General features: G+C 64.0%; 21 protein-coding genes. 14 read left to right on the forward strand and 7 right to left on the reverse strand.

The window, feature by feature from the left end:
- The 5 genes from ABW18_RS03710 (at position 1) to purD (ending at position 5,687) form a co-directional block, all read left to right on the forward strand.
- Positions 1-1,218 (forward strand): low temperature requirement protein A, encoded by a 1,218-nt coding sequence (locus ABW18_RS03710; protein ID WP_049698029.1) that lies wholly within the window; start codon positions 1-3, stop codon positions 1,216-1,218.
- A gap of 110 nt (positions 1,219-1,328) precedes the next feature.
- Complete coding sequence (locus tag ABW18_RS03715; RefSeq protein ID WP_049697666.1) at positions 1,329-1,916, forward strand: TetR/AcrR family transcriptional regulator; 588 nt, start codon at positions 1,329-1,331, stop codon at positions 1,914-1,916.
- 37 nt (positions 1,917-1,953) lie between these two features.
- The gene (locus ABW18_RS03720; RefSeq protein ID WP_160318037.1) at positions 1,954-3,261 is read left to right on the forward strand and encodes an MFS transporter; all 1,308 of its coding nucleotides are present in this window, start codon (positions 1,954-1,956) and stop codon (positions 3,259-3,261) included.
- 56 nt (positions 3,262-3,317) lie between these two features.
- Positions 3,318-4,361, forward strand: a complete 1,044-nt coding sequence (locus tag ABW18_RS03725) for an adenosine deaminase family protein (protein ID WP_049697668.1) — start codon at positions 3,318-3,320, stop codon at positions 4,359-4,361.
- A 72-nt stretch (positions 4,362-4,433) separates the two neighbouring features.
- Positions 4,434-5,687 carry a phosphoribosylamine--glycine ligase gene (gene purD / locus ABW18_RS03730; protein WP_200903207.1) on the forward strand — a complete coding sequence of 418 codons (1,254 nt, stop codon included), beginning with the start codon at positions 4,434-4,436 and terminating at the stop codon, positions 5,685-5,687.
- Between the two features lies 1 nt (position 5,688).
- Here the strand turns inward: purD and ABW18_RS03735 are convergent, their stop codons facing one another.
- The 4 genes from ABW18_RS03735 to ABW18_RS03750 all read right to left on the reverse strand — a co-directional run bounded on the left by ABW18_RS03735 (position 5,689) and on the right by ABW18_RS03750 (position 8,054).
- A complete protein-coding gene (locus ABW18_RS03735) occupies positions 5,689-6,672 on the reverse strand; it encodes an alpha/beta hydrolase (RefSeq protein WP_049698030.1) in 984 nt (327 codons plus the stop codon).
- A gap of 26 nt (positions 6,673-6,698) precedes the next feature.
- Positions 6,699-7,091: a DUF302 domain-containing protein gene (locus tag ABW18_RS03740; RefSeq protein ID WP_049697670.1), complete on the reverse strand. Its 393-nt coding sequence runs from the start codon at positions 7,089-7,091 to the stop codon at positions 6,699-6,701.
- A gap of 44 nt (positions 7,092-7,135) precedes the next feature.
- Entirely contained in the window at positions 7,136-7,402 is a 267-nt protein-coding gene (locus ABW18_RS03745; protein WP_005207431.1) for a metal-sensitive transcriptional regulator, read from the reverse strand.
- 100 nt (positions 7,403-7,502) lie between these two features.
- The gene (locus ABW18_RS03750; RefSeq protein WP_235434288.1) at positions 7,503-8,054 is read right to left on the reverse strand and encodes a TetR family transcriptional regulator; all 552 of its coding nucleotides are present in this window, start codon (positions 8,052-8,054) and stop codon (positions 7,503-7,505) included.
- 121 nt (positions 8,055-8,175) lie between these two features.
- Between ABW18_RS03750 and ABW18_RS03755 the strand changes: the two genes are divergently transcribed.
- The 4 genes from ABW18_RS03755 to purB all read left to right on the forward strand — a co-directional run bounded on the left by ABW18_RS03755 (position 8,176) and on the right by purB (position 11,699).
- Positions 8,176-9,081: an SDR family oxidoreductase gene (locus ABW18_RS03755; protein WP_049698031.1), complete on the forward strand. Its 906-nt coding sequence runs from the start codon at positions 8,176-8,178 to the stop codon at positions 9,079-9,081.
- Positions 9,082-9,160: 79 nt separating this feature from the next.
- Positions 9,161-9,772: a TetR/AcrR family transcriptional regulator gene (locus tag ABW18_RS03760; protein WP_049698032.1), complete on the forward strand. Its 612-nt coding sequence runs from the start codon at positions 9,161-9,163 to the stop codon at positions 9,770-9,772.
- A 17-nt stretch (positions 9,773-9,789) separates the two neighbouring features.
- Positions 9,790-10,197 (forward strand): hypothetical protein, encoded by a 408-nt coding sequence (locus ABW18_RS03765; RefSeq protein WP_235434289.1) that lies wholly within the window; start codon positions 9,790-9,792, stop codon positions 10,195-10,197.
- 74 nt (positions 10,198-10,271) lie between these two features.
- On the forward strand, positions 10,272-11,699 hold the full coding sequence (gene purB / locus ABW18_RS03770; RefSeq protein ID WP_049697672.1) for an adenylosuccinate lyase: 1,428 nt from the start codon (positions 10,272-10,274) through the stop codon (positions 11,697-11,699).
- Positions 11,700-11,790: 91 nt separating this feature from the next.
- Here the strand turns inward: purB and ABW18_RS03775 are convergent, their stop codons facing one another.
- Positions 11,791-12,069: an Rdx family protein gene (locus tag ABW18_RS03775; protein ID WP_049698034.1), complete on the reverse strand. Its 279-nt coding sequence runs from the start codon at positions 12,067-12,069 to the stop codon at positions 11,791-11,793.
- A gap of 93 nt (positions 12,070-12,162) precedes the next feature.
- Between ABW18_RS03775 and ABW18_RS03780 the strand changes: the two genes are divergently transcribed.
- Together ABW18_RS03780 and ABW18_RS03785 are read left to right on the forward strand one after the other, a co-directional pair.
- Complete coding sequence (locus ABW18_RS03780) at positions 12,163-13,053, forward strand: phosphoribosylaminoimidazolesuccinocarboxamide synthase (protein WP_049697673.1); 891 nt, start codon at positions 12,163-12,165, stop codon at positions 13,051-13,053.
- A 7-nt stretch (positions 13,054-13,060) separates the two neighbouring features.
- Positions 13,061-15,253, forward strand: coding sequence for a S9 family peptidase (locus tag ABW18_RS03785; RefSeq protein WP_049697674.1), 2,193 nt, complete (start codon positions 13,061-13,063; stop codon positions 15,251-15,253).
- Positions 15,254-15,328: 75 nt separating this feature from the next.
- Here ABW18_RS03785 and ABW18_RS03790 read toward each other — a convergent pair whose 3' ends face one another.
- Positions 15,329-16,894 (reverse strand): DHA2 family efflux MFS transporter permease subunit, encoded by a 1,566-nt coding sequence (locus ABW18_RS03790; protein ID WP_049697675.1) that lies wholly within the window; start codon positions 16,892-16,894, stop codon positions 15,329-15,331.
- A complete protein-coding gene (locus ABW18_RS03795; protein WP_235434290.1) occupies positions 16,891-17,325 on the reverse strand; it encodes a MarR family winged helix-turn-helix transcriptional regulator in 435 nt (144 codons plus the stop codon). The genes ABW18_RS03790 and ABW18_RS03795 overlap by 4 nt, the downstream gene beginning before the upstream one ends.
- Positions 17,326-17,546: 221 nt before the next feature.
- Here ABW18_RS03795 and ABW18_RS03800 point away from each other — a divergent pair, with 221 nt between their 5' ends.
- The 3 genes from ABW18_RS03800 to purQ all read left to right on the forward strand — a co-directional run bounded on the left by ABW18_RS03800 (position 17,547) and on the right by purQ (position 19,151).
- Positions 17,547-18,035, forward strand: coding sequence for a glutathione peroxidase (locus ABW18_RS03800; RefSeq protein WP_049697677.1), 489 nt, complete (start codon positions 17,547-17,549; stop codon positions 18,033-18,035).
- 165 nt (positions 18,036-18,200) lie between these two features.
- Entirely contained in the window at positions 18,201-18,440 is a 240-nt protein-coding gene (gene purS / locus ABW18_RS03805; protein WP_005207443.1) for a phosphoribosylformylglycinamidine synthase subunit PurS, read from the forward strand.
- 30 nt (positions 18,441-18,470) lie between these two features.
- The gene (gene purQ / locus ABW18_RS03810; RefSeq protein WP_005207444.1) at positions 18,471-19,151 is read left to right on the forward strand and encodes a phosphoribosylformylglycinamidine synthase subunit PurQ; all 681 of its coding nucleotides are present in this window, start codon (positions 18,471-18,473) and stop codon (positions 19,149-19,151) included.
- Position 19,152: the final 1 nt, after the last annotated feature.

Raw genomic sequence — 19,152 nt, forward strand, 5'->3', positions numbered from 1 at the left:
ATGACGGGCAGAGACCCGCACGAGGAACGACGCTCGGCGACCAACCTCGAGTTGTTCTTCGACCTCGTCTTCGTGGTCATCTTCTCGGTAGCAGGCACGCAGGTGGCCCACTACCTCGCTGAAGGTCACTGGCGTACCGCCTTCTTCGGATACGTGCTGTGCACCTTCGCCGCGATCTGGGCGTGGATCAACTTCAGTTGGTTCGCCTCGGCATTCGACACCGACGACTGGTTCTTCCGCGTCATGGTGCTGGTGCAGATGGTCGGTGTCGCGATCCTCGCGTTGGGAATCGCGCCGGTGTTCACCTCGATCGAGAACAACGAGCACGTCGACATCCGCGTTGTCGTGATCGGGTACGTGGTCATGCGGCTGGGGTTGGTCACGCAGTGGCTGCGGGCGGCGTCGCAGAGTCCGCGTTACCGCAAGACCTGCCTGACCTATGCCTTGATGATCTTCATCGCGCAGGTCCTCTGGGTGATCGTTGCGATCGTCGATCTGTCGCTGTGGCCGACGATCATCGCGATCGCGGCGTGCGCGTTCGTCGAATACCTCGGGCCGTACGTGGCGGAGACGCGCTTCACTTCGACGCCGTGGCACCCACATCACATCGCCGAGCGTTATTCGGCGCTGACCATCGTCACTCTCGGCGAGGGTGTCGTCGGCACCGTCGCGATCTTGCAGGCGGTGGTCGAGGAGGAGGGCTGGACGACCGAGTCTGCGGTCTTCGGACTCTCCGCGATGGTCATGATCTTCGCGATGTGGTGGATCTATTTCACCGTCCCGGTTGGCGACGCGCTGCATCTGAACCCGGGCAAGTGCTTCCAGTGGGGCTACGGGCACACCGTGATCTTCATGTCGGCCGCGGCAACCGGAGCGGGCCTCGAGGTGGCAGCGCTGTGGACCGAGCACGAAGCGAAGATCAGCGCGGGCGCCGTCGTGGCATGCGTCGCGGTGCCGCTGGGCATCTACTGCCTCTCTGTTCTCGGCATGTACGACTATCTGGTGAGATTCGACCCGGTCTCGCTGCTGTGCGCGATCGGGGCCGCTGTCCTACTCGTCGCCGGGGTGTGGATGGCGTTCGCCGGGGTGTCGCTGACGATCTCCGTCGTGGTGGTCGCGTTGGCGCCGGTGTTCATCGTGATCGTCGACGAGGCGTTCCGCGTACCGCGGCGCGCGCAAGCGCTCGTCGACATGGGACTCGACGCAGTGGTGTCGTGACATCGCGCTTGATCGCAAGAACCTTCGATGATCACATGTTCTTAAACTGGGCAATGCTGGCGTAATAGTGACGTCATGACAGAGTCATGACTAAATGTCAGAGTCATGACATGACAACTCCTGAACAGTCTAAAGACCTTCGCGCCAAGTATCGTTTACAGACTGCTCACGCAATCGTCGAGGCCTACGTAAGCCTCGTTGAAGAGCGGGAAACCGACGCAGTGTCGATGGCGGATGTCGCAGCCCGGGCTGGTACTTCTGAGCGCACAGTTCACAGGCACTATCCGACTCGCGTGGATCTGTACGCCGCCGCGGGCGAATACATCAATTCCGAGGTCTTCGGGTTGATCGAGATGTCCTCGCTGCGCGACCTACCGGATGTCTACGCGCGCGTCGTCGAGCTCTACGAGCGCCGACCAAGGCTGGCGATGCTGATGGCGCGGTCGGCAACGTTTCAGCCCTTGCGGACAGGTTTCCGAGCCGCCTTGCATACGCGCTTGGAGCAGCTGTTTGATGCCGAGTACCCCGAGGCGGACTCCGCTATCCGTCGAAGAGCTATCGCCGGCCTGTCGTATCTCGACAGCGTTACGGCATGGGCAGCTCTACGCCAAGAATCGGGCCTCGACGGCTTCGAGGTCGCCGAAACCGTCGGATGGCTGATGAAACTCGTCCTCAATGATGTGGACCGGGACCTGTGATCTTCGGAACCGAACCCAATACTTCAACGAGGAAACTATGAACGATCAGAGAAAAGCACGGCGGGCCGCTATCGGAGCATTTGCGGGCACGACGATCGAATACTATGACTTCGTCATCTATGGGACAGCTGCTGCAGCGGTGTTCGGTTCCGTCTTCTTTCCCGAAGGAAATGATCTCGCAGCAACAGCAGCAGCGCTGGCCACCTTTGCGGTTGCATTTGTAGCACGTCCGATCGGCGGGATGATCTTTGGGGCGCTGGGAGACCGCGCAGGTCGAAAAACGACTCTTGTGGCAACCGTGTCGATCATGGGTGTTTCGACGTTTCTCATAGGCTGCCTACCAGGGTATGCGGTAATCGGGGCCACAGCTCCGGTGCTGCTAGTGGTGCTGCGATTCCTGCAGGGTATCGCGCTGGGAGGAGAATGGGGTTCGGCAACTTTGATGGCGGTGGAACATGCGCCCGCTCATCGTCGTGGCCTGTACGGGACTTTCGTCCAATTGGGATCGCCGGCAGGATCGATGATCGCTTCGTTGCTGTTTTTTGCTCTGTCGGCGACCAACGCTGGCCTTCAAGAGCTCTGGCGTATTCCCTTTTTATTCGCTGGTGTGCTGACCGTCGTCGCTCTGGTCATTAGGCTACGGGTGGGCGAGACGCCGGAGTTCACCAAAGTGCGCGATGCCGGAGAAGTTTCTAAGCAGCCACTGGTGGCGATTTTCAGAGAGGGCAGAGTTCGTGAGGTTGGTCTGGCTACCGGCGCTCTTCTGTTAGGATTCGGCGGATTTCAGATCACCTCTGTGTTCTTGGTACTTGTATATGCCCGCCAGGTCGGGTTCAGTCAACCCCAGACTCTGCTTGCGTCAGTAATACTGAGCGCTGCGAGTGTGTGCACGTTCTCGCTGTATGGCAAGCTTGGTGATCGATTTGGGATTCTCTCGATATCCATAGTGGGATGTCTGTATACCATCGTCATGGCATTCCCGATGTTCGCCATGGTCCATAGCGGCAATCTTGCGCTCTACCTTCTCGCCGTTCCGATTTGCTACGCGGGGGCTAACGCGGTATTCGCGCTCAACTCGTCGCTGGCGGCAAGCAGATTTCCGCGCGAGATCCGAGCGACTGGCATTTCGGTGAGTTCCACACTTGCCGCGTTGTTGGGCGGTGCGTTCGCGCCGTTGATCAGTACTCAACTCCTCCGAGCGACAGGCGGTTCTTACTGGCCGATTGTACTTTTCCTGATCGCACAGGCGACGATCAGCCTGGCCTGTATGACGGTCATGCTCATGCAGGCGAGGCGTGTTGGAGAAACCAAAACGCCGGCGTCGGTGCAGGCGGTCGCAGCATGACGCACCGGCCAAACTCGTCCGACGTTGATGCTGGTGCGTCAGGGTCAGGACCAGCCGTGCTGACCGATGATGAGTGGGCTAGCGTGCTTCCGAAGTTTGAGCTACACACGCACCTCGAGGGGACAGTCCGCCCTGAGGATTCGATAGCGATGGCAAAGCGAAATGGTATCGATCTGCCATTCGAGTCGGTAGACGACATGCGCGCCGCGCAGGACTACGGCGAACCCGCACTCCAGAATTTTCTGGCTTACCATTACGCCGTTTTCTCGGCGATTAGGCGTGTCGAGGATGTTGAACTCATTGCGCGGCGCTACGTCGAGCGGTGTGCCGAGAACAACATCAGGCACGTCGAAGTGCACGTGTGCTTACAGGACTATGTCGACCACGGAATCGATCTCGACGAGCTGCTCGATACGCTCCATGAGTCTGCGCTCTCCGCGACCCGCATGGGGGTGGACGTCGCGTACATCTACGGCATCAATAGGAGCCTCAGCGTCGCATCCGCCATCGCCGTCCTCAAGGTCATTGATCGTCACCCAGGTTCCGTTGTGGGTGTAGGTAGTTGTTCGGAAGAGACAGGGCATCCGCCGGTTATGTTCGCGGAGTTCTTCGCCGCGGCTCGCGACCGAGGATTGCGCCTGACGGCGCACTGTGACTGCGATCAACTGAACTCCGTCGAACACATTCGGCAATGTGTCCAAGAGATCGGGGTCGAGCGAATCGACCACGGCGTGAATATTCTCGATGCTCCCGAGTCCTTGTTAACCGAAGCGCGTGACCGCAATATTCATTTCACCGTTGTTCCCACTTGGCGGCCCTCGGACCCTGGCCCGCGAAGGATCGAACGGCTCATTGACATGCACGATAGGGGTTTGTCTGTCAGCGTCAATACAGACGATCCTGAGGAGTTCGCGAGTGGACATCTCAGCAAGCTGATCGCTGGCTTGCTGAATGACGGACGCATTACAAGAGAGCGCATGATCGCAATCATGCGAGATACCGTCAGGGCGAGCTGGGCCAGTGTGCAGGTCAAGGAAGACGCGTTAGCGGAACTGCAGGTGGTCGAAGATGCAAGCGCGAGCGACATTGTGGTGTCGTGACATCGCTGCGCCGCGTCGACGCCGCCCCACCTGTGCTGCTTCGCGCGCACCCCAACCACTAGAGTCGTGGGCGTGCGCGTACTAGTCATCGGCTCGGGCGGCCGTGAACACGCCCTGCTCATCGGCCTGTCCCGCGATCCGTCGGTCACCGAACTGCACGTCGCGCCCGGTAACGCGGGGACTGCGTCGATCGCCACCAATCACGCCGTCGACGTCGTGTCGGCCGACGGTGTGGTGGCACTGGCGCGTCAGCTCGACGCTGATCTCGTTGTCATCGGCCCCGAGGTGCCGCTGGTTCTCGGTGTGGCCGACGTGCTGCGCGACGCCGGGTTCGCGACGTTCGGACCCGGAGCGCAGGCGGCACAGATCGAGGGATCGAAGGCCTTCGCCAAAGATGTCATGGCAGCGGCCGGTGTCCGCACCGCGCACAGCGAGGTCGTCGACAACCCTGCCAAACTCGACGCCGCGCTCGATCGTTTCGGCCCGACCTGGGTGGTCAAGGACGACGGCTTGGCCGCGGGCAAGGGCGTCGTCGTGACCACCGACCGCGCGGCCGCACGGAGTCACGCGGCGGAGTGTCTCGAGATCGGCCATCCGGTCCTGCTCGAAAGCTTTCTCGACGGACCAGAGGTCTCGCTGTTCTGCCTGGTCGACGGCGAGACCGTCGTACCGCTGATCCCCGCGCAAGACCACAAGCGGGTCGGCGACAACGACACCGGACCGAACACCGGCGGCATGGGTGCCTACACGCCGCTGCCGTGGCTACCCGACGAGGTGACCAGCCAGATCGTCGACGATGTGGTCAAACCTGTTGCCGCAGAGCTGGTTCGACGTGGCACGCCGTTTTCCGGGCTGCTCTATGCCGGACTCGCGATCGGCAAGGACGGGCCGTCCGTCGTCGAATTCAATTGTCGGTTCGGTGATCCCGAGACGCAGGCGGTGCTCGCGCTGCTGAAATCGCCTCTGGGACAAGCGCTCAACGCGACGGCAACCGGCACCCTGGCCGACCTGCCCCCACTGGAGTGGGAAGACGGCGCGGCGGTCATCGTGGTTGTCGCAGCGGAGAACTACCCGGGCAAGCCGCGCACGGGCGACGCGATTACCGGCGCAACCGGCGAGGGCGTGCTGCACGCCGGAACAGCAGTCGACGCGTCCGGTGCCGTGGTGTCGTCGGGAGGTCGGGTACTCGGAGTGCTCGGTGTAGGTGCCGACCTCGCCGAGGCGCGCGCTCAGGCGTACGAGCGGATCGACGCGATCAAACTGCCGGGCTCGCATCACCGCACCGACATCGGCAAGGCCGCGCTCGACGGCGAGATCAGTATCTGATCTAACGGGCCAGTTCGCGCCCGAGAAACGCCACCTGATCGGGAAGAACGCTGCGCCAGTAGCGATTCGTGTGTCCGCCGGCCGCTGTCCCGAATGCCGCCGGTGGGTGTAGTCCTGCGGCCCATTGACGCGTGTAGGTGTAGAACTGATCGCTCGAACCGATGGTGATCAGCAGCGGGATTTTGTCGAACGCGCGCTGCTGGCCGAACAGCGAGTTGCGCTGATAGTCGTCGAAACTGTCGAAGGCGCGCTGCGGGAAATTGTTCGGATCTGCCCACAGCGCAGGCGAACTCACCGCGATCGCAGCGACGCGGGGCGCGCCGAGTAGCGCTCCGAGGCGCAGTGCTCCGTAACCGCCCATCGACCAGCCGAAGAGCCCGAGTCGATCGGTGGACAAGTCGAGTTCGCGATTGCTCGCCAGCATCGGGATGAACTCGTCGAGAACCATTGCGCCGCCATCGGTTCCGTCGGCGCGCGCGTGCCAGTAGTTGCGCGCGCCGTCGACCGCGGCAATCGCGAACGGCGCATTGCCCGCGTCGACGTACTCCTGAAGCACGGTCTGGACGCTGAGCTTATTGGTGAAGATCGACTGCTCGTTTGTGTTCAACGCGTGCAGGACCACCACGACGGGGAGCGTGCCGGTCACACCCGACGGTCGTGCCACGGCCCAACGCGTCGGCCGACCACCCATCTTGGCGGAGACGAAGCTACCCGTGATGAGCTTCGGACCCTCGGCGATGGGCGCGGGCGAGGTCTCGATGGGCAACTCGTCGTCGGCGGAACGGGGGACCGCAGCTCGCCGCTCGTCGACAGTCACCGCATCCGAGCGTGAGCACGACGACAGTGAGAACGCCGACAGCGCTCCGATTGCCGAGACACCCAGGGCGGACGCGAGAACGGCCCGACGGTTGGGCTGCGCCGACGGCGCGTCGGAGGCGGGGTCGGCGCGCGGGGTTGCGGCGTTCGGCCGGTGATCGGTGCTCATCGAGTTCACAGGATAGTGGGCACCGATCAGATAGCGGCGATTGCCGCCTTCAGCTTGGTCGACGCGTCTGCGGCGACGTCGGGTAGCCCCGGCGCATCGGCGACCGCGACCATGATGTCGGGGTTCATCGCTTCGACGATCACTTCGCCCGTGACCTCGGGATTCGCCCGGACGACCACGTTGCACGGCAGCAGCAGACCGATCTGCCGTTCGATGCCGAGTGCGCGGTGCGCGAGACCGGGATTACACGCACCGAGGATGAGGTAGGGCTCGATGTCTTCGTCGAGCTTCTTCTTCAATGTCGCGGTGACGTCGATCTCGGTGAGCACGCCGAATCCCTGCTCTGCCAGCGCTGCGCGGGTGCGGGCGACGGCGTCGTCGAACTCCGTGGTGAGGGTGGTGGAGTAGCCGAGTTGCATGGCGTTTCCTTTCTTGTGTGCCCGGCGATTCTGTATGGCCGGGTTCAGGCCAGAGCGAGGAACAGCTTCTCGAGCTGTTCTTCTGTCATGGGTTCCGTCGTTGCCTCGTCGCCGGTGAGGCATTCACGCAGGCCCGTGGCGACGATCTTGAACCCGGCGCGGTCGAGTGCACGCGAGACCGCGGCGAGCTGCGTGACGACGTCCTTGCAGTCACGACCTTGCTCGATCATCGAGATCACGCCCGCGAGCTGACCGTGCGCACGGCGCAATCTGTTGAGTACGACGGTGATCGCTTCGTCGTCGCCGACCATGTGCGCCTCCTCGGGGTGGCTGGATATGGCTCCAATATACCCCAGGGGGTATCCGCCAAACCGTGAACCACCGTACTCGACGTTGCACCGTGCAACGCTGTTACGGCCGCCGAACGGTGGATTCGCCTGCCACGCTTCGCAACTCGTCGACTGTGTCGAGGACGAGTGCGCCGAGTTCTGTGTCGGTGTCGTCCGAGAGCCAGCGATCGAACGCTGCGGTGAAAGCGGCAATCGCCATGTCGGCGGCCAGCCGTGCGCGCACGGGGGCGTGGCCGCGGGCTTCCAGTGCCACGGCCAGTGCGTCCGCGAGCGAGGTCATCTTGAGTAGCTCCCGTTCGTGTAGCTCGGGAGTGGCGTCGATGATTCGCTGCCGGATTCGAGCGTGGTCGAGCCTGTCGACGAAGAACCGGCTGCTCGCCGCGGCGAGGGCGTGAGCAGCGGCGTCGAGCGGAGCAACGCCCGCGGGAGTATCGGCGACCGCTTCGATCGTCGCCCGCTCGAGGGTGCGCTCACGGTCGAACAGCACCTCGCGTTTGTCGCCGAAATGCCGATAGAAGGTCCGCTCGGTGACGTCCGCGCGCTCGGTGATGTCGGCGACCGAGGTCTCGTCGAAACCCTTCTCGAGGAACAACTCGACCGCGGCTGTCTGCATCCGCTCCCGTGATCCCGTCGGCCATCGACCCATCTGGCCAGAATAGCGTCGATGACAGAACCTGACATCAGGGGTAGCGTGAGTGATGTCAGATCATGTCATCACTACGAAGAGGCTTGTCATGCGCGTTTTTCTCACCGGTGCGTCGGGACACATCGGGTCCGCACTCATACCGGAGCTCATTACGGCTGGCCACAGCGTCGTCGGACTTGCTCGCTCTGACGACGCAGCCGCGCTCGTGGCCGACCGCGGGGCGGAGGTCGTCCGTGGTGGACTCGACGACCTCGACGTGCTGCGTGCCGCCGCGTCGGACTGCGACGGGGTCATCCATCTCGCCTTCCGACACGACCTCATGCAGGTCGGGGATATGGCAGGCGCCGCAGATTCCGACCTCGCGGCGCTCGCCGCCATCGGCGACGCCGTGCGCGGCACCGGCAAACCCCTGGTGGGTACATCCGGAACGCTTCTCTTGGCCGCTTCCGGCATCACCGGACGCCCCGGCACCGAGGAGGATGCGCTTCCTTCGGGGTACCGGATCGACTCCGAGAACTTCGTGATCGGACTCGCCGACGACGGTGTGCGGTCGTCGGTCGTGCGTCTACCTCCGACAGTGCACTCCGACCTCGACTGCCATGGCTTCGTCCCCGGGTTGATCGGATTCGCGCGTAACGCTGGCTCGTCGGGATACCTGGGTGACGGACACAACCGGTGGCCCGCGGTGCACACCCGCGACGCCGCGCGCGTCTATCGCCGTGCGCTCGAGTCGGCACCGGCAGGCACCCGGCTACACGCGGTTGCTGAGGAGGGTGTGCCGTTCCGGGAGATCGCCGCGGCCATCGGGCGGGGACTCGACGTCCCGGTGGTGTCGGTTCCCGCGGACAGGGCTGCTGACGTATTCGGTTATCTCGCAGGCTTCGTCGGTATCGACAATCCGACGGCTTCGACGCTGACTCGTGAACTGCTCGACTGGGAGCCGGAGTTCCCCGGTTTACTCAGCGACCTCGCGGCCGGGCACTACTTCACCTGAGTGCGCAATATGCCCAACGCGTGTGATCGCGAGGTCGAGATTCGCGAAAGCCAACCGTGCAGTGAAATCGCTTGGCAGCATGGGGGCCATGACGGCGGCGACCACTCCCAAGGGAGAGCGCAGGCGGTCGCGCCTCATCGCGGCTGCCGGAGAGTTGTTGCTGGAGGGCGGCTTCGACGCCGTGCGTCACCGAGCAGTTGCCGATCGTGCGCAATTGCCACTCGCGTCGACGACGTACTACTTCGGCTCGCTCGACGACCTGATGGCCGAGGCCGCGGGCTTCGTGTCGCGGGCAGACGAGCAGGCGATCGTCGATCGGGGTGAGGCGGTTGCACGGCGTCGTCGAGGAAGTCATGCGACCGCAGAGATCCTCGCCGACGTGTTCGTCGGTGAGAACACCCCCCACGACGAGTTGGCGGCCCGCTACGAAATGATCGCGCTCACACCGAGGTACCCGCGGCTCTACGACGTCGTGGCCGCGCGACGTGCGACGCTCGCCGCAACACACCTCGTCGTGCTCGACAGGTCGGGACGGTTGGCACGGGCCGCACACATCGAGAATCTCATCGCCATCGAAGACGGCGCCGTTCTCGGTGCGCTCGGCAGCGGATCGTCGCCGGCCGGCGCGACGCGCGACGCGCTCGGCGAGGTCGTCGACGTGCTGGCCCCGCGAGTGGAGGAACCACGGTGAATCAGCGGAGAACTGTCGTGGCGTGGCGCCACGGTATCGCTCGGGTTGTGGCGACCGTCGTCGTCGCGGTGGGCGTGCTCGTCGCAGCGTTGTCGGCGCAGGGCGCGGCGTCGGCCGAACCGGTCCAGGCGCCCGATCCGGGAGTGCCGTTCTCCTCGGTGGTCTACGGAACCGGATGCACGTATTGGCTGACGGGCTTGGTGAACTCGCGCGGGACGGTCACGTTCTGGGAGGGCAAGAAGGGCTACACACCACGGCTCATCGGGAGCGCCGAACCTGCGGGCGGCCAGGCGACGATCAGATGGATTCCCCGCCGGATCGGCGACAGATACCTCTACACCAAACAGAACGGTGTGCGGTCGAAGCTGACGCTTGCACGAGTGCACCAGGGCTACGGCTCGGGCGGGACGTGCATCGCGATCTGAGTCGCCGCCCGTGGCCGGTCGACGGCCAGACGCCCGTGACAGTCGAGTGTCGAGTACACGACTAGACTGTTGGCGTGTCGAAACCTGCCATCACCAATGTTCTGGCCAGCCGATATGCGTCTGCCGACCTCGCCGAGATCTGGTCGGCGACCAACAAGATCGCGCTTGAACGCCGCCTGTGGCTGGCTGTTCTGAAGGCGCAGCAGGACCTGGGGATCGAGGTCCCCGACGGCGCGGTCGCCGACTACGAGGCAGTCATCGACCAGATCGACCTCGCGTCGATCGCCGAGCGTGAGCGCATCACCCGCCACGACGTGAAGGCGCGCATCGAAGAGTTCAACGCGCTCGCCGGCCACGAGCAGATCCACAAGGGCATGACGAGCCGCGACCTCACCGAGAACGTCGAGCAGTTGCAGATCCTGCAATCGCTGCGTCACGTGTACGCGCACGGGATCACGGTGCTCGCACGACTCGTCGAGCATGCTGCGCAGTACAGCTCGACGGTGATGGCCGGACGTAGTCACAACGTTGCCGCGCAGGCCACGACGCTGGGCAAGAGGTTCGCATCTGCTGCCGACGAGCTCATGATCGCGTTGCAGCGCGTCGACGAAACGATCGACCGCTATCCGCTGCGTGGCGTCAAGGGGCCGATGGGTACCAGCCAGGACATGCTCGACCTGCTGGGCGGCGACGCGTCGAAGCTCGCCGACCTCGAAACGCGCGTCGCCGGGCACCTCGGATTCGCGCGATCGCTGACATCCGTCGGCCAGATCTACCCTCGCTCGCTCGATCACGACGTCGTGTCCGCGCTTGTGCAGGTGGGTGCGGGGCCGTCGTCGTTGGCGCACACGATCCGGCTGATGGCCGGCCACGAGCTGGTCACCGAGGGTTTCCAGCCGGGCCAGGTCGGGTCGTCGGCGATGCCGCACAAGATGAACACGCGTAGCTGTGAGCGCGTCAACGGCCTGCAGGTGGTGCTGCGTGGCTACGGCTCGATGGCTGCCGAACTCGCGGGCGCGCAGTGGAACGAGGGCGACGTGTTCTGCTCGGTTGTGCGACGCGTCGCGCTGCCGGATGCCTTCTTCGCGATCGACGGCATGCTGGAGACCTTCCTGACCGTGCTCGCCGAGTTCGGTGCCTACCCCGCGGTCATCGAGAACGAATTGGCCCGCTACCTGCCGTTCCTGGCCACCACCAAGGTGCTGATGGCATCGGTGCGAGCGGGCGTGGGGCGCGAGGCCGCGCATGAGGCGATCAAGGAGAACGCCGTCGCGGTTGCGCTCGCGATGCGTGAGGAAGGTCGCGAGCCCGACCTGCTCGACCGCTTGGCCGCCGACGAGCGCATCCCCCTCGACCGCGCCCAGCTCGACGCGCTACTCGACGACAAGGAGGCGTTCGTCGGAGCCGCAGGCCGCCAGGTCGCCGACGTCATCGCCGCCGCGGAGAAGCTCATCGCCGACAACCCCGAGGCCGCCAACTACGTGCCCGCACCCATCCTCTAGACGCTGGTTGAGCGGCGCTCCCGCTGGTTGAGCTTGTCGAAACCACCCGCTGGTTGAGCTGCCCCCCGCTGGTTGAGCTTGTCGAAACCACTCACTTCTTCTCGGAGTGCCCGAGTTGCCAGTCGGGCAGCGCGGTGTCGCGCAGGCGGCGCTTGAGCTCGGCGGCGTCGGGGAAACCGCCGTCGGCCTTGCGTTCCCAGAGCTGTGTCCCGTCGACGTCGATGCGGAAGATGCCGCCGGTGCCGGGGACCAGGGTGACCGAGCCGAGGTCGGTGCCGAAGGTGCTCAGGATCTCCGAGGCCATCCAGCTCGCGCGCAGCAGCCAGTTGCACTGCGTGCAGTAGGTGATGGTGATCGCGGGTGGGGTCATCTGCCTACGGTCCCACATGATGTGCCGGGGCTCCGAAGTCCGGCTGTCAACCCGAACATGTCTGCGCGCCGACGCAGCAACTAAGGTCGAAGCATGCGTCCAGCTCTCGATTCGTACACCTTTGTGGCCTCGGGCAAGGTGCGCGAGATCTATCAGATCGATTCCGACACCCTGCTCATGGTCGCCAGCGACCGCATCTCGGCGTACGACTTCGTGCTCTCGCCGGAGATACCCGACAAGGGTCGCATCCTCACCGCGATGAGCTTCTTCTGGTTCGACGCGCTCGGCGTGCCGAACCATCTCGCCGGTGGCCCCGACGACGAGCGCATACCCGCTGAGCTCGTGGGTCGGTCAATGGTGGTGCACAAGCTGCCGATGGTTCCCGTCGAATGCGTCGCCCGCGGCTATCTGACCGGGTCCGGTCTCATCGACTACAACAAGACCGGCGCGGTGTGCGGCGTCGTACTCCCGTCGGGTCTGCATGAGGCCGACAAGCTGCCGGAACCGATCTTCACTCCCGCGACCAAGGCGGAGCAGGGTGATCATGACGAGAACATCACCTTCGAGCAGGCTGCAGATGTCGTCGGCACCGACCTCGCCGAGTCCCTGCGCACCGCGACGCTCGACATCTACGGCAGGGGAGCCGATCTCGCCGCAGGGCGCGGAATCATCCTGGCCGACACCAAGTTCGAGTTCGGTCAAACCCCCGACGGCTCGCTCGTCCTCGCCGACGAGGTGCTGACCCCCGACTCGTCCCGATACTGGGACGCCGCCTCGTATTCGCCGGGACACGTACAACCCAGCTTCGACAAGCAGATCGTCCGCAACTGGCTGACCTCGGCGGCGTCGGGCTGGGACCGATCGTCCGACGACCCGCCGCCCAGCCTGCCCGCTGACGTCGTCGAGCGCACCCGCGCACGTTATATCGAAGCCTACGAACTGATTTCGCAGAAGTCGTTCGACGACTGGCCCGACCACGCATAGGAGACCCGTGACCGACGCACAACCCGGCAACGCTGCCACCCCGACCGCGTCCTCCCCGGCGGTACCGCCGGTCGCGAAGAAGGTTCGTACCGAGCGCACCCACCATGGCGACACCTTCGTCGACGAGTACGAGTGGTTGCGCGACAAGGACGACGCCGAGGTGATCGCCTTCCTCGAGGCCGAGAACGCCTACACAGAGGCGAATACGGCTCAGCTCGCAGACCTGCGCGCCACCATTTTCGGTGAGATCAAGTCGCGCACCAAGGAAACCGACATGTCGGTGCCGGGCCGACGCGGCGGCTACTGGTACTACGGCCGCACGCAGGAGGGTAAGCAGTACGGCATCCAATGTCGTTGCCCCATCGTCGATGTCGACAACTGGACACCGCCCGAGGTGTCCGACGACGCACCGCTGCCGGGCGAGGAGATTTTGCTCGACGCCAACGTCGAAGCAGAAGGCCACGAGTTCTTCAGCCTCGGTTCGCTCGCCATCAGCCACGACGGCAAGTGGCTCGCGTACAGCACCGACGTCGTCGGTGACGAGCGATACACGTTGCGGTTCAAGAACCTCGAGACCGGCGAACTGCTCCCCGACGTCATCACCGACACCGCGGGCGGAGCGTCGTGGTCACTCGACGCCAAGCACGTGTTCTATCAGACGGTCGACGCCGCGTGGCGCCCGGATACGGTGTGGCGCCACGACATCGGGGCTGGCACCGACGACGTGACGGTGTTCCACGAGCCGGACGAGCGATACTGGGTCGGCATGGGTTCGACGCGCAGCGACAAGTACCTGATGATCGTGACGGGATCGAAGATCACGTCGGAGTGCTTTGTGCTTGCCGCCGACGATCCGACGGGTGAATTCCGCAGTGTCGCACCGCGTGTCGATGGCGTCGAGTATTCGGTTGAGCATGCCGAGATCTCCGGTCGCGACTACTTCTTGATCGTGCACAATGACATCCGCGACGGCGAGAAGGCCGACGACTTCGCGATCGACATCGCACCCGTCGACGACCCCTCTGCCCGAACCGAATTCATCGGTCATCGCCGCGGCGTCCGGATCGAGGACATCGACGCCTTCCGCGACTACCTCGTCCTGTCGTATCGCGCCGACGCGCTGCCCCGGGTCTCGATTGCCGATCTGCGCCGTATCGACGGCATGCCGGTCGCGGAGGACTTCATCGAGGTCGCAGTCGCGCAGGAGCTGTTCTCGCTGGGGCTCGCCGGCAACCGCGAATGGGCAACGCCCCGTCTGCGTTTCGGATACGGCAGCTTCATCGAACCCGCCGAGTTGTTCGAGCTCGACGTCGAAACAGGTGAACGCACGCTGCTCAAGCGGCAGCCTGTACTCGGCGGCTACGACCCCGACGAGTACGAGCAGTCCCGCGAATGGGCAACGGCCGCAGACGGAACGCAGATCCCGCTGTCGATCGTCCGACGCAAGGGTGTCGGAGTCGACGGCAGTGAGAGTTCTTCGCCCGCACCGCTGTTGCTCTACGGCTACGGCTCGTACGAGGCGAGTTTCGATCCCGGTTTCTCGGTGTCACGATTGTCGATGCTCGATCGCGGCGTCGTATTCGTGCTCGCACACGTGCGCGGCGGTGGCGAGATGGGGCGTCACTGGTATGAGAACGGCAAGACGCTCACCAAGAAGAACACCTTCACCGACTTCGTCGATTCGGCGCGATACCTGGTCGACAAGGGCTGGACCACGCCGAAACTGATGGTCGCAGAAGGTGGTTCGGCAGGCGGACTGCTGATGGGGGCGGTCGCCAATCTCGCGCCCGAGTTGTTCAACGGCATTCTGGCGTCGGTGCCCTTCGTCGACGCACTGAACTCGATCCTCGATCCGTCGCTGCCGCTGACGGTCATCGAATGGGACGAGTGGGGAGATCCGCTGCACGACGCGGAGGTCTACGAGTATATGAAGTCGTACTCGCCGTACGAGAACGTCACCGCACAGCCCTATCCGTCGATCCTGGCCGAGACGTCGCTCAACGACACCCGCGTGATGTACACGGAAGCGGCGAAATGGGTTGCGAAGCTTCAGGCGTTGAGTACCTCCGATGCTCCGATCATGCTCAAGACCGAGATGTCGGCCGGCCACGGCGGCGTCAGCGGTCGCTACAAACAGTGGGAAGAAGTCGCTTTCGAACTGGCCTGGATTCTTCAGCAGACCGGCGCGCTGACCGAGTAGACCACAACGACAAAGTTGCCCCTGGCCGCGATCTCCGCAGCCAGGGGCAACTTGTTTGGTGACCAGCCGATCAGGTCAGTGCATGACGATCGGCGCGCGGTCCATGTCCTCCTCGACCAGAGGCGACGCGATCTTCTTGCGCGGCAGGAAGAACGCCGGGATGATCGTCACCGCGATCAGCGCGACGGCCACGATGAACGTGGTGCCGAAAGCCTCGGCGGCCCAACTGAACCACTGATCCGGCGGGTCCTGAGGTGCCATTCCGGCCTTCACGGCCATGTCGTACTTCTCGGGAGCCGCATTCGACGCGATCGCCAGTTGTGACTCGGCATGCGCCTTGAGGTTGGTCGCGAGGATCACCGAGATGATCGCGGTACCGATCGACGACGCGGTCTGCTGCACGACGTTCATCAGCGTCGAGCCGTCGGGCACCTGCTTGTTGCTCAGTGTTGCCAGCGCTGCCGACATGATCGGCATCATCGTCATACCCATGCCGAGGCCCTGGACGAACAGCGCGCCACAGAGCAGCCAGTACGGCGTGTCGGAACCGAGGAACATGAACGTGCCCATACCGAGTGCCATCAGGACGATGCCCACGAGTACGAACTTGCCCGGGCCGATCTTGTCGGTCATCCTGCCTGCGATCGGCATGGTGAGCATGGCGCCGATACCCTGCGGTGCCAGCAGCAGGCCTGCCGCGAGCGTGCTCTCGCCGCGGACTCCGATGAAGTACTGCGGATAGAGCAGCGCCGCACCGAAGAAGGCGATCATGAAGAACGTCATCGTGATGACGGCGATCGCCAGCACCTTGTTCTTGAACAGTCGCAGGTCGAGCAGCGGATGGTTGGTGTGCAGTGCGTGCCAGACGAATCCGAGGATGAGGATCAGGCCGATGATCGACGTGGTCAGGACCTTCGTGTCGATGAACGTACCCGCCTCGGTACTCGACGAGATTCCGTAGAGGAACAACGCAAGACCAGGGGACAACAACAGCAGCCCGAGGATGTCGATCTTGGGTTTCGATTTCTCCTCGTCGTTGCGCAGCGCGAACCACGAATAGACAAGGGCCACGATGCCGATCGGCACGTTGATGAGGAACACCCAGTGCCAGCTCGCCTTCTCGATGAGCAGGCCGCCGAGGATCGGTCCCGCGATGGGACCGAGCAACATCGGGATACCGAGAACCGCCATCACCGAACCGACGCGCTCGGGGCCCGCCGCCTTGGTGAGGATCATCATGCCGATCGGCATGAGGAGGCCGCCGCCGAGACCCTGCACCACGCGGAATGCCACGAGGGAGCCGATGTTCCATGCCAGGGCACAGAGCGCGGAGCCGATGGTGAACAGGATCAGCGACGTCATGTAGACGTTCTTGGTGCCGAATCGTGCTGCAGCCCAACTCGACAGCGGGATCACAGCGGCCAACGCCAGCGTGTAGCCGGTCATCGTCCATGCGGCGCCCGCGGCGTCGGTGTTGAACTCGTTCTGGAAGGTGTTCTGCGCGACCGAGACCACGGTGACGTCGAGGATCGACATGATCGCGCCGAGCACGACCACACCGGCGACGATCAGCACATGGCGATCGAGCTTGGTGTCCGGTGGGCCGGCGTGCGCGTGCGCGCCGGCAGAGGAACTCGTCATGAGGGATCTTTCGGTTCGGAGGTGGACGGTGTCGCAGTGCGGGTCCTCGAGGACTCGCGGTCGAGAGTGAAGTAGTCGACATCGGCGTCGACGATGTTCCGTAATGCAGACGTCAGCGCGGCCCGGAATTCATCGGGCAGTCCGTCGATGAATCGTCCGACGAGGTCTCGCTTGATGTCCAACTGTTTTTCGACGGTCTCGCGGCCCTGGTCGGTCAGCGTCACGAGCTTGACCCGACGATCGCCCGGATCCTCGCGACGATCGACCAGCCCGGCCTGCACCAGCCGGTCGACGGTGCGACCCGCGGTCGCAATCGAGAGGTCGACGCACTCGGCGATCTCGTGGACGGGCATCGGGGCGTCGTGCATCGATACGACGAAAAGGGCGCGGAACTGCGTGAACGTCAGCTCCGACGCCGCGAGAGTGTCCATGGCCTCGGCGGTGCCGAGGCAGGAGAGTCGCTCCAGAAAACTGCTGAGCGCATCACATGCGGCGTCGTTCTGGAGCTGAGCGGGAGCGGACTCTTGAAAACACTAACGCCCCTGCAACTATCTCACCAACGCAAATATATGTGAGATGTAACCATGGTCGAGGCCTATTGTGATCTGCGACATATCTCGGTGGATGGCCGCCGGTGACTACTCTCGATCCCATGTCGGAAACCAACATCAAGAACATCCCGGTCACCGCGCTCGACGGCTCGGCGCTGAGCCTCGCTGACTTCTCCGGGCCGCTGCTCGTGGTCAACGTCGCGAGCAAGTGCGGCCTCACGCCGCAGTACGCGGGCCTCGAGGAGGTCGCCGAGAAGTACGCAGACCGCGGGCTGACCGTCGTCGGCGTGCCCTGCAACCAGTTCATGGGCCAGGAGCCCGGCAGCGCCGAAGAGATCGCCACCTTCTGCTCGACCACCTACGGCGTGACCTTCCCGCTGCTGGAGAAGACCGACGTCAACGGTGACGACCGGCATCCGCTCTACGCCGAGCTCACCAAGACCGAAGATGCCAACGGCGAGGCGGGCGACGTGCAGTGGAATTTCGAGAAGTTCGTCGTCGACGCCGACGGCCACGTGACCACTCGCATCCGCCCGCGCACCGAGCCGACAGACCCGGTCGTGATCGAAGCCATCGAAGCGGTGCTCTGACCGGGTCGACTCCAAGACCGGGCCAACTTCAAGCCAGGTCAACCCAGAACCGGCAAACCGCGACCGGAGAGTGCAGGTTGCGGGTTGAACGGTAAGGTGAGAGCCGTCGAAAATCCGTCGGCGTCTCGTCGAGCGGATGTCACGTGAGAAGAGGAGCGCTAGCCGATGGCACGAGTGGTGGTCGACGTGATGCCCAAGGCCGAAATCCTCGATCCGCAGGGGCAGGCCATCGTCGGAGCCCTCGGTCGGCTCGGATTCGACGGCGTCTCCGAGGTACGGCAGGGCAAGCGATTCGAGCTCGAGGTCGACGACTCGGTCGATGACGTGACCCTCGGCCGGATCGCAGAAGAACTGCTCACCAACACGGTGATCGAGAACTTCACCGTCTCCCGCATCGCCGACTGACGGCACGAGATCGAGTCGAGTAGGACCCACATGACTGCACGTATCGGTGTCATCACCTTCCCCGGAACCCTCGACGACGTCGACGCATCGCGTGCGGTGCGCATCGCGGGCGCCGAGGCCGTCGAACTCTGGCACGGCGACGCCGACCTCAAGGGGGTCGACGCGGTGATCGTTCCCGGCGGCTTCTCCTACGGCGACTATCTGCGTGCCGGCGCGATCGCCAAGTTCGCTCCCGTGATGGGTGCGGTGATCGAGGCGGCCGAGCGTGGAATGCCGGTTCTGGGAATCTGCAACGGTTTTCAGATCCTGTGCGAGGCAGGATTGCTGCCCGGCGCGCTCACCCGCAACGAGGGTCTGCACTTCATCTGCCAGGACCAGTGGCTCAAGGTCGAGAACAACACGACGGCGTGGACGTCGCGGTTCGACGCAGGCGCCGAGATCCTCATCCCGCTGAAGTCGGGCGAGGGTCGCTACGTCGCGCCGGAGCGCAAGCTCGAAGAACTCAAGGGTGAGGGCCTGGTCGTATTCACCTACGCCGGAAGCAATCCCAACGGTTCCGTCCTCGACATCGCCGGCATCTCCAGCCCCAACGGACGCATCGTCGGACTCATGCCGCACCCCGAGCACGCGACCGAAGCGCTGACCGGCCCCAGCGACGACGGTCTCGGGCTGTTCTACTCCGCGATCGACGCCGTACTCGCCAACGCCTGAT

Origin of the sequence: Gordonia jacobaea (assembly GCF_001186365.1) — a bacterium.
Lineage (GTDB): Bacteria > Actinomycetota > Actinomycetes > Mycobacteriales > Mycobacteriaceae > Gordonia > Gordonia jacobaea.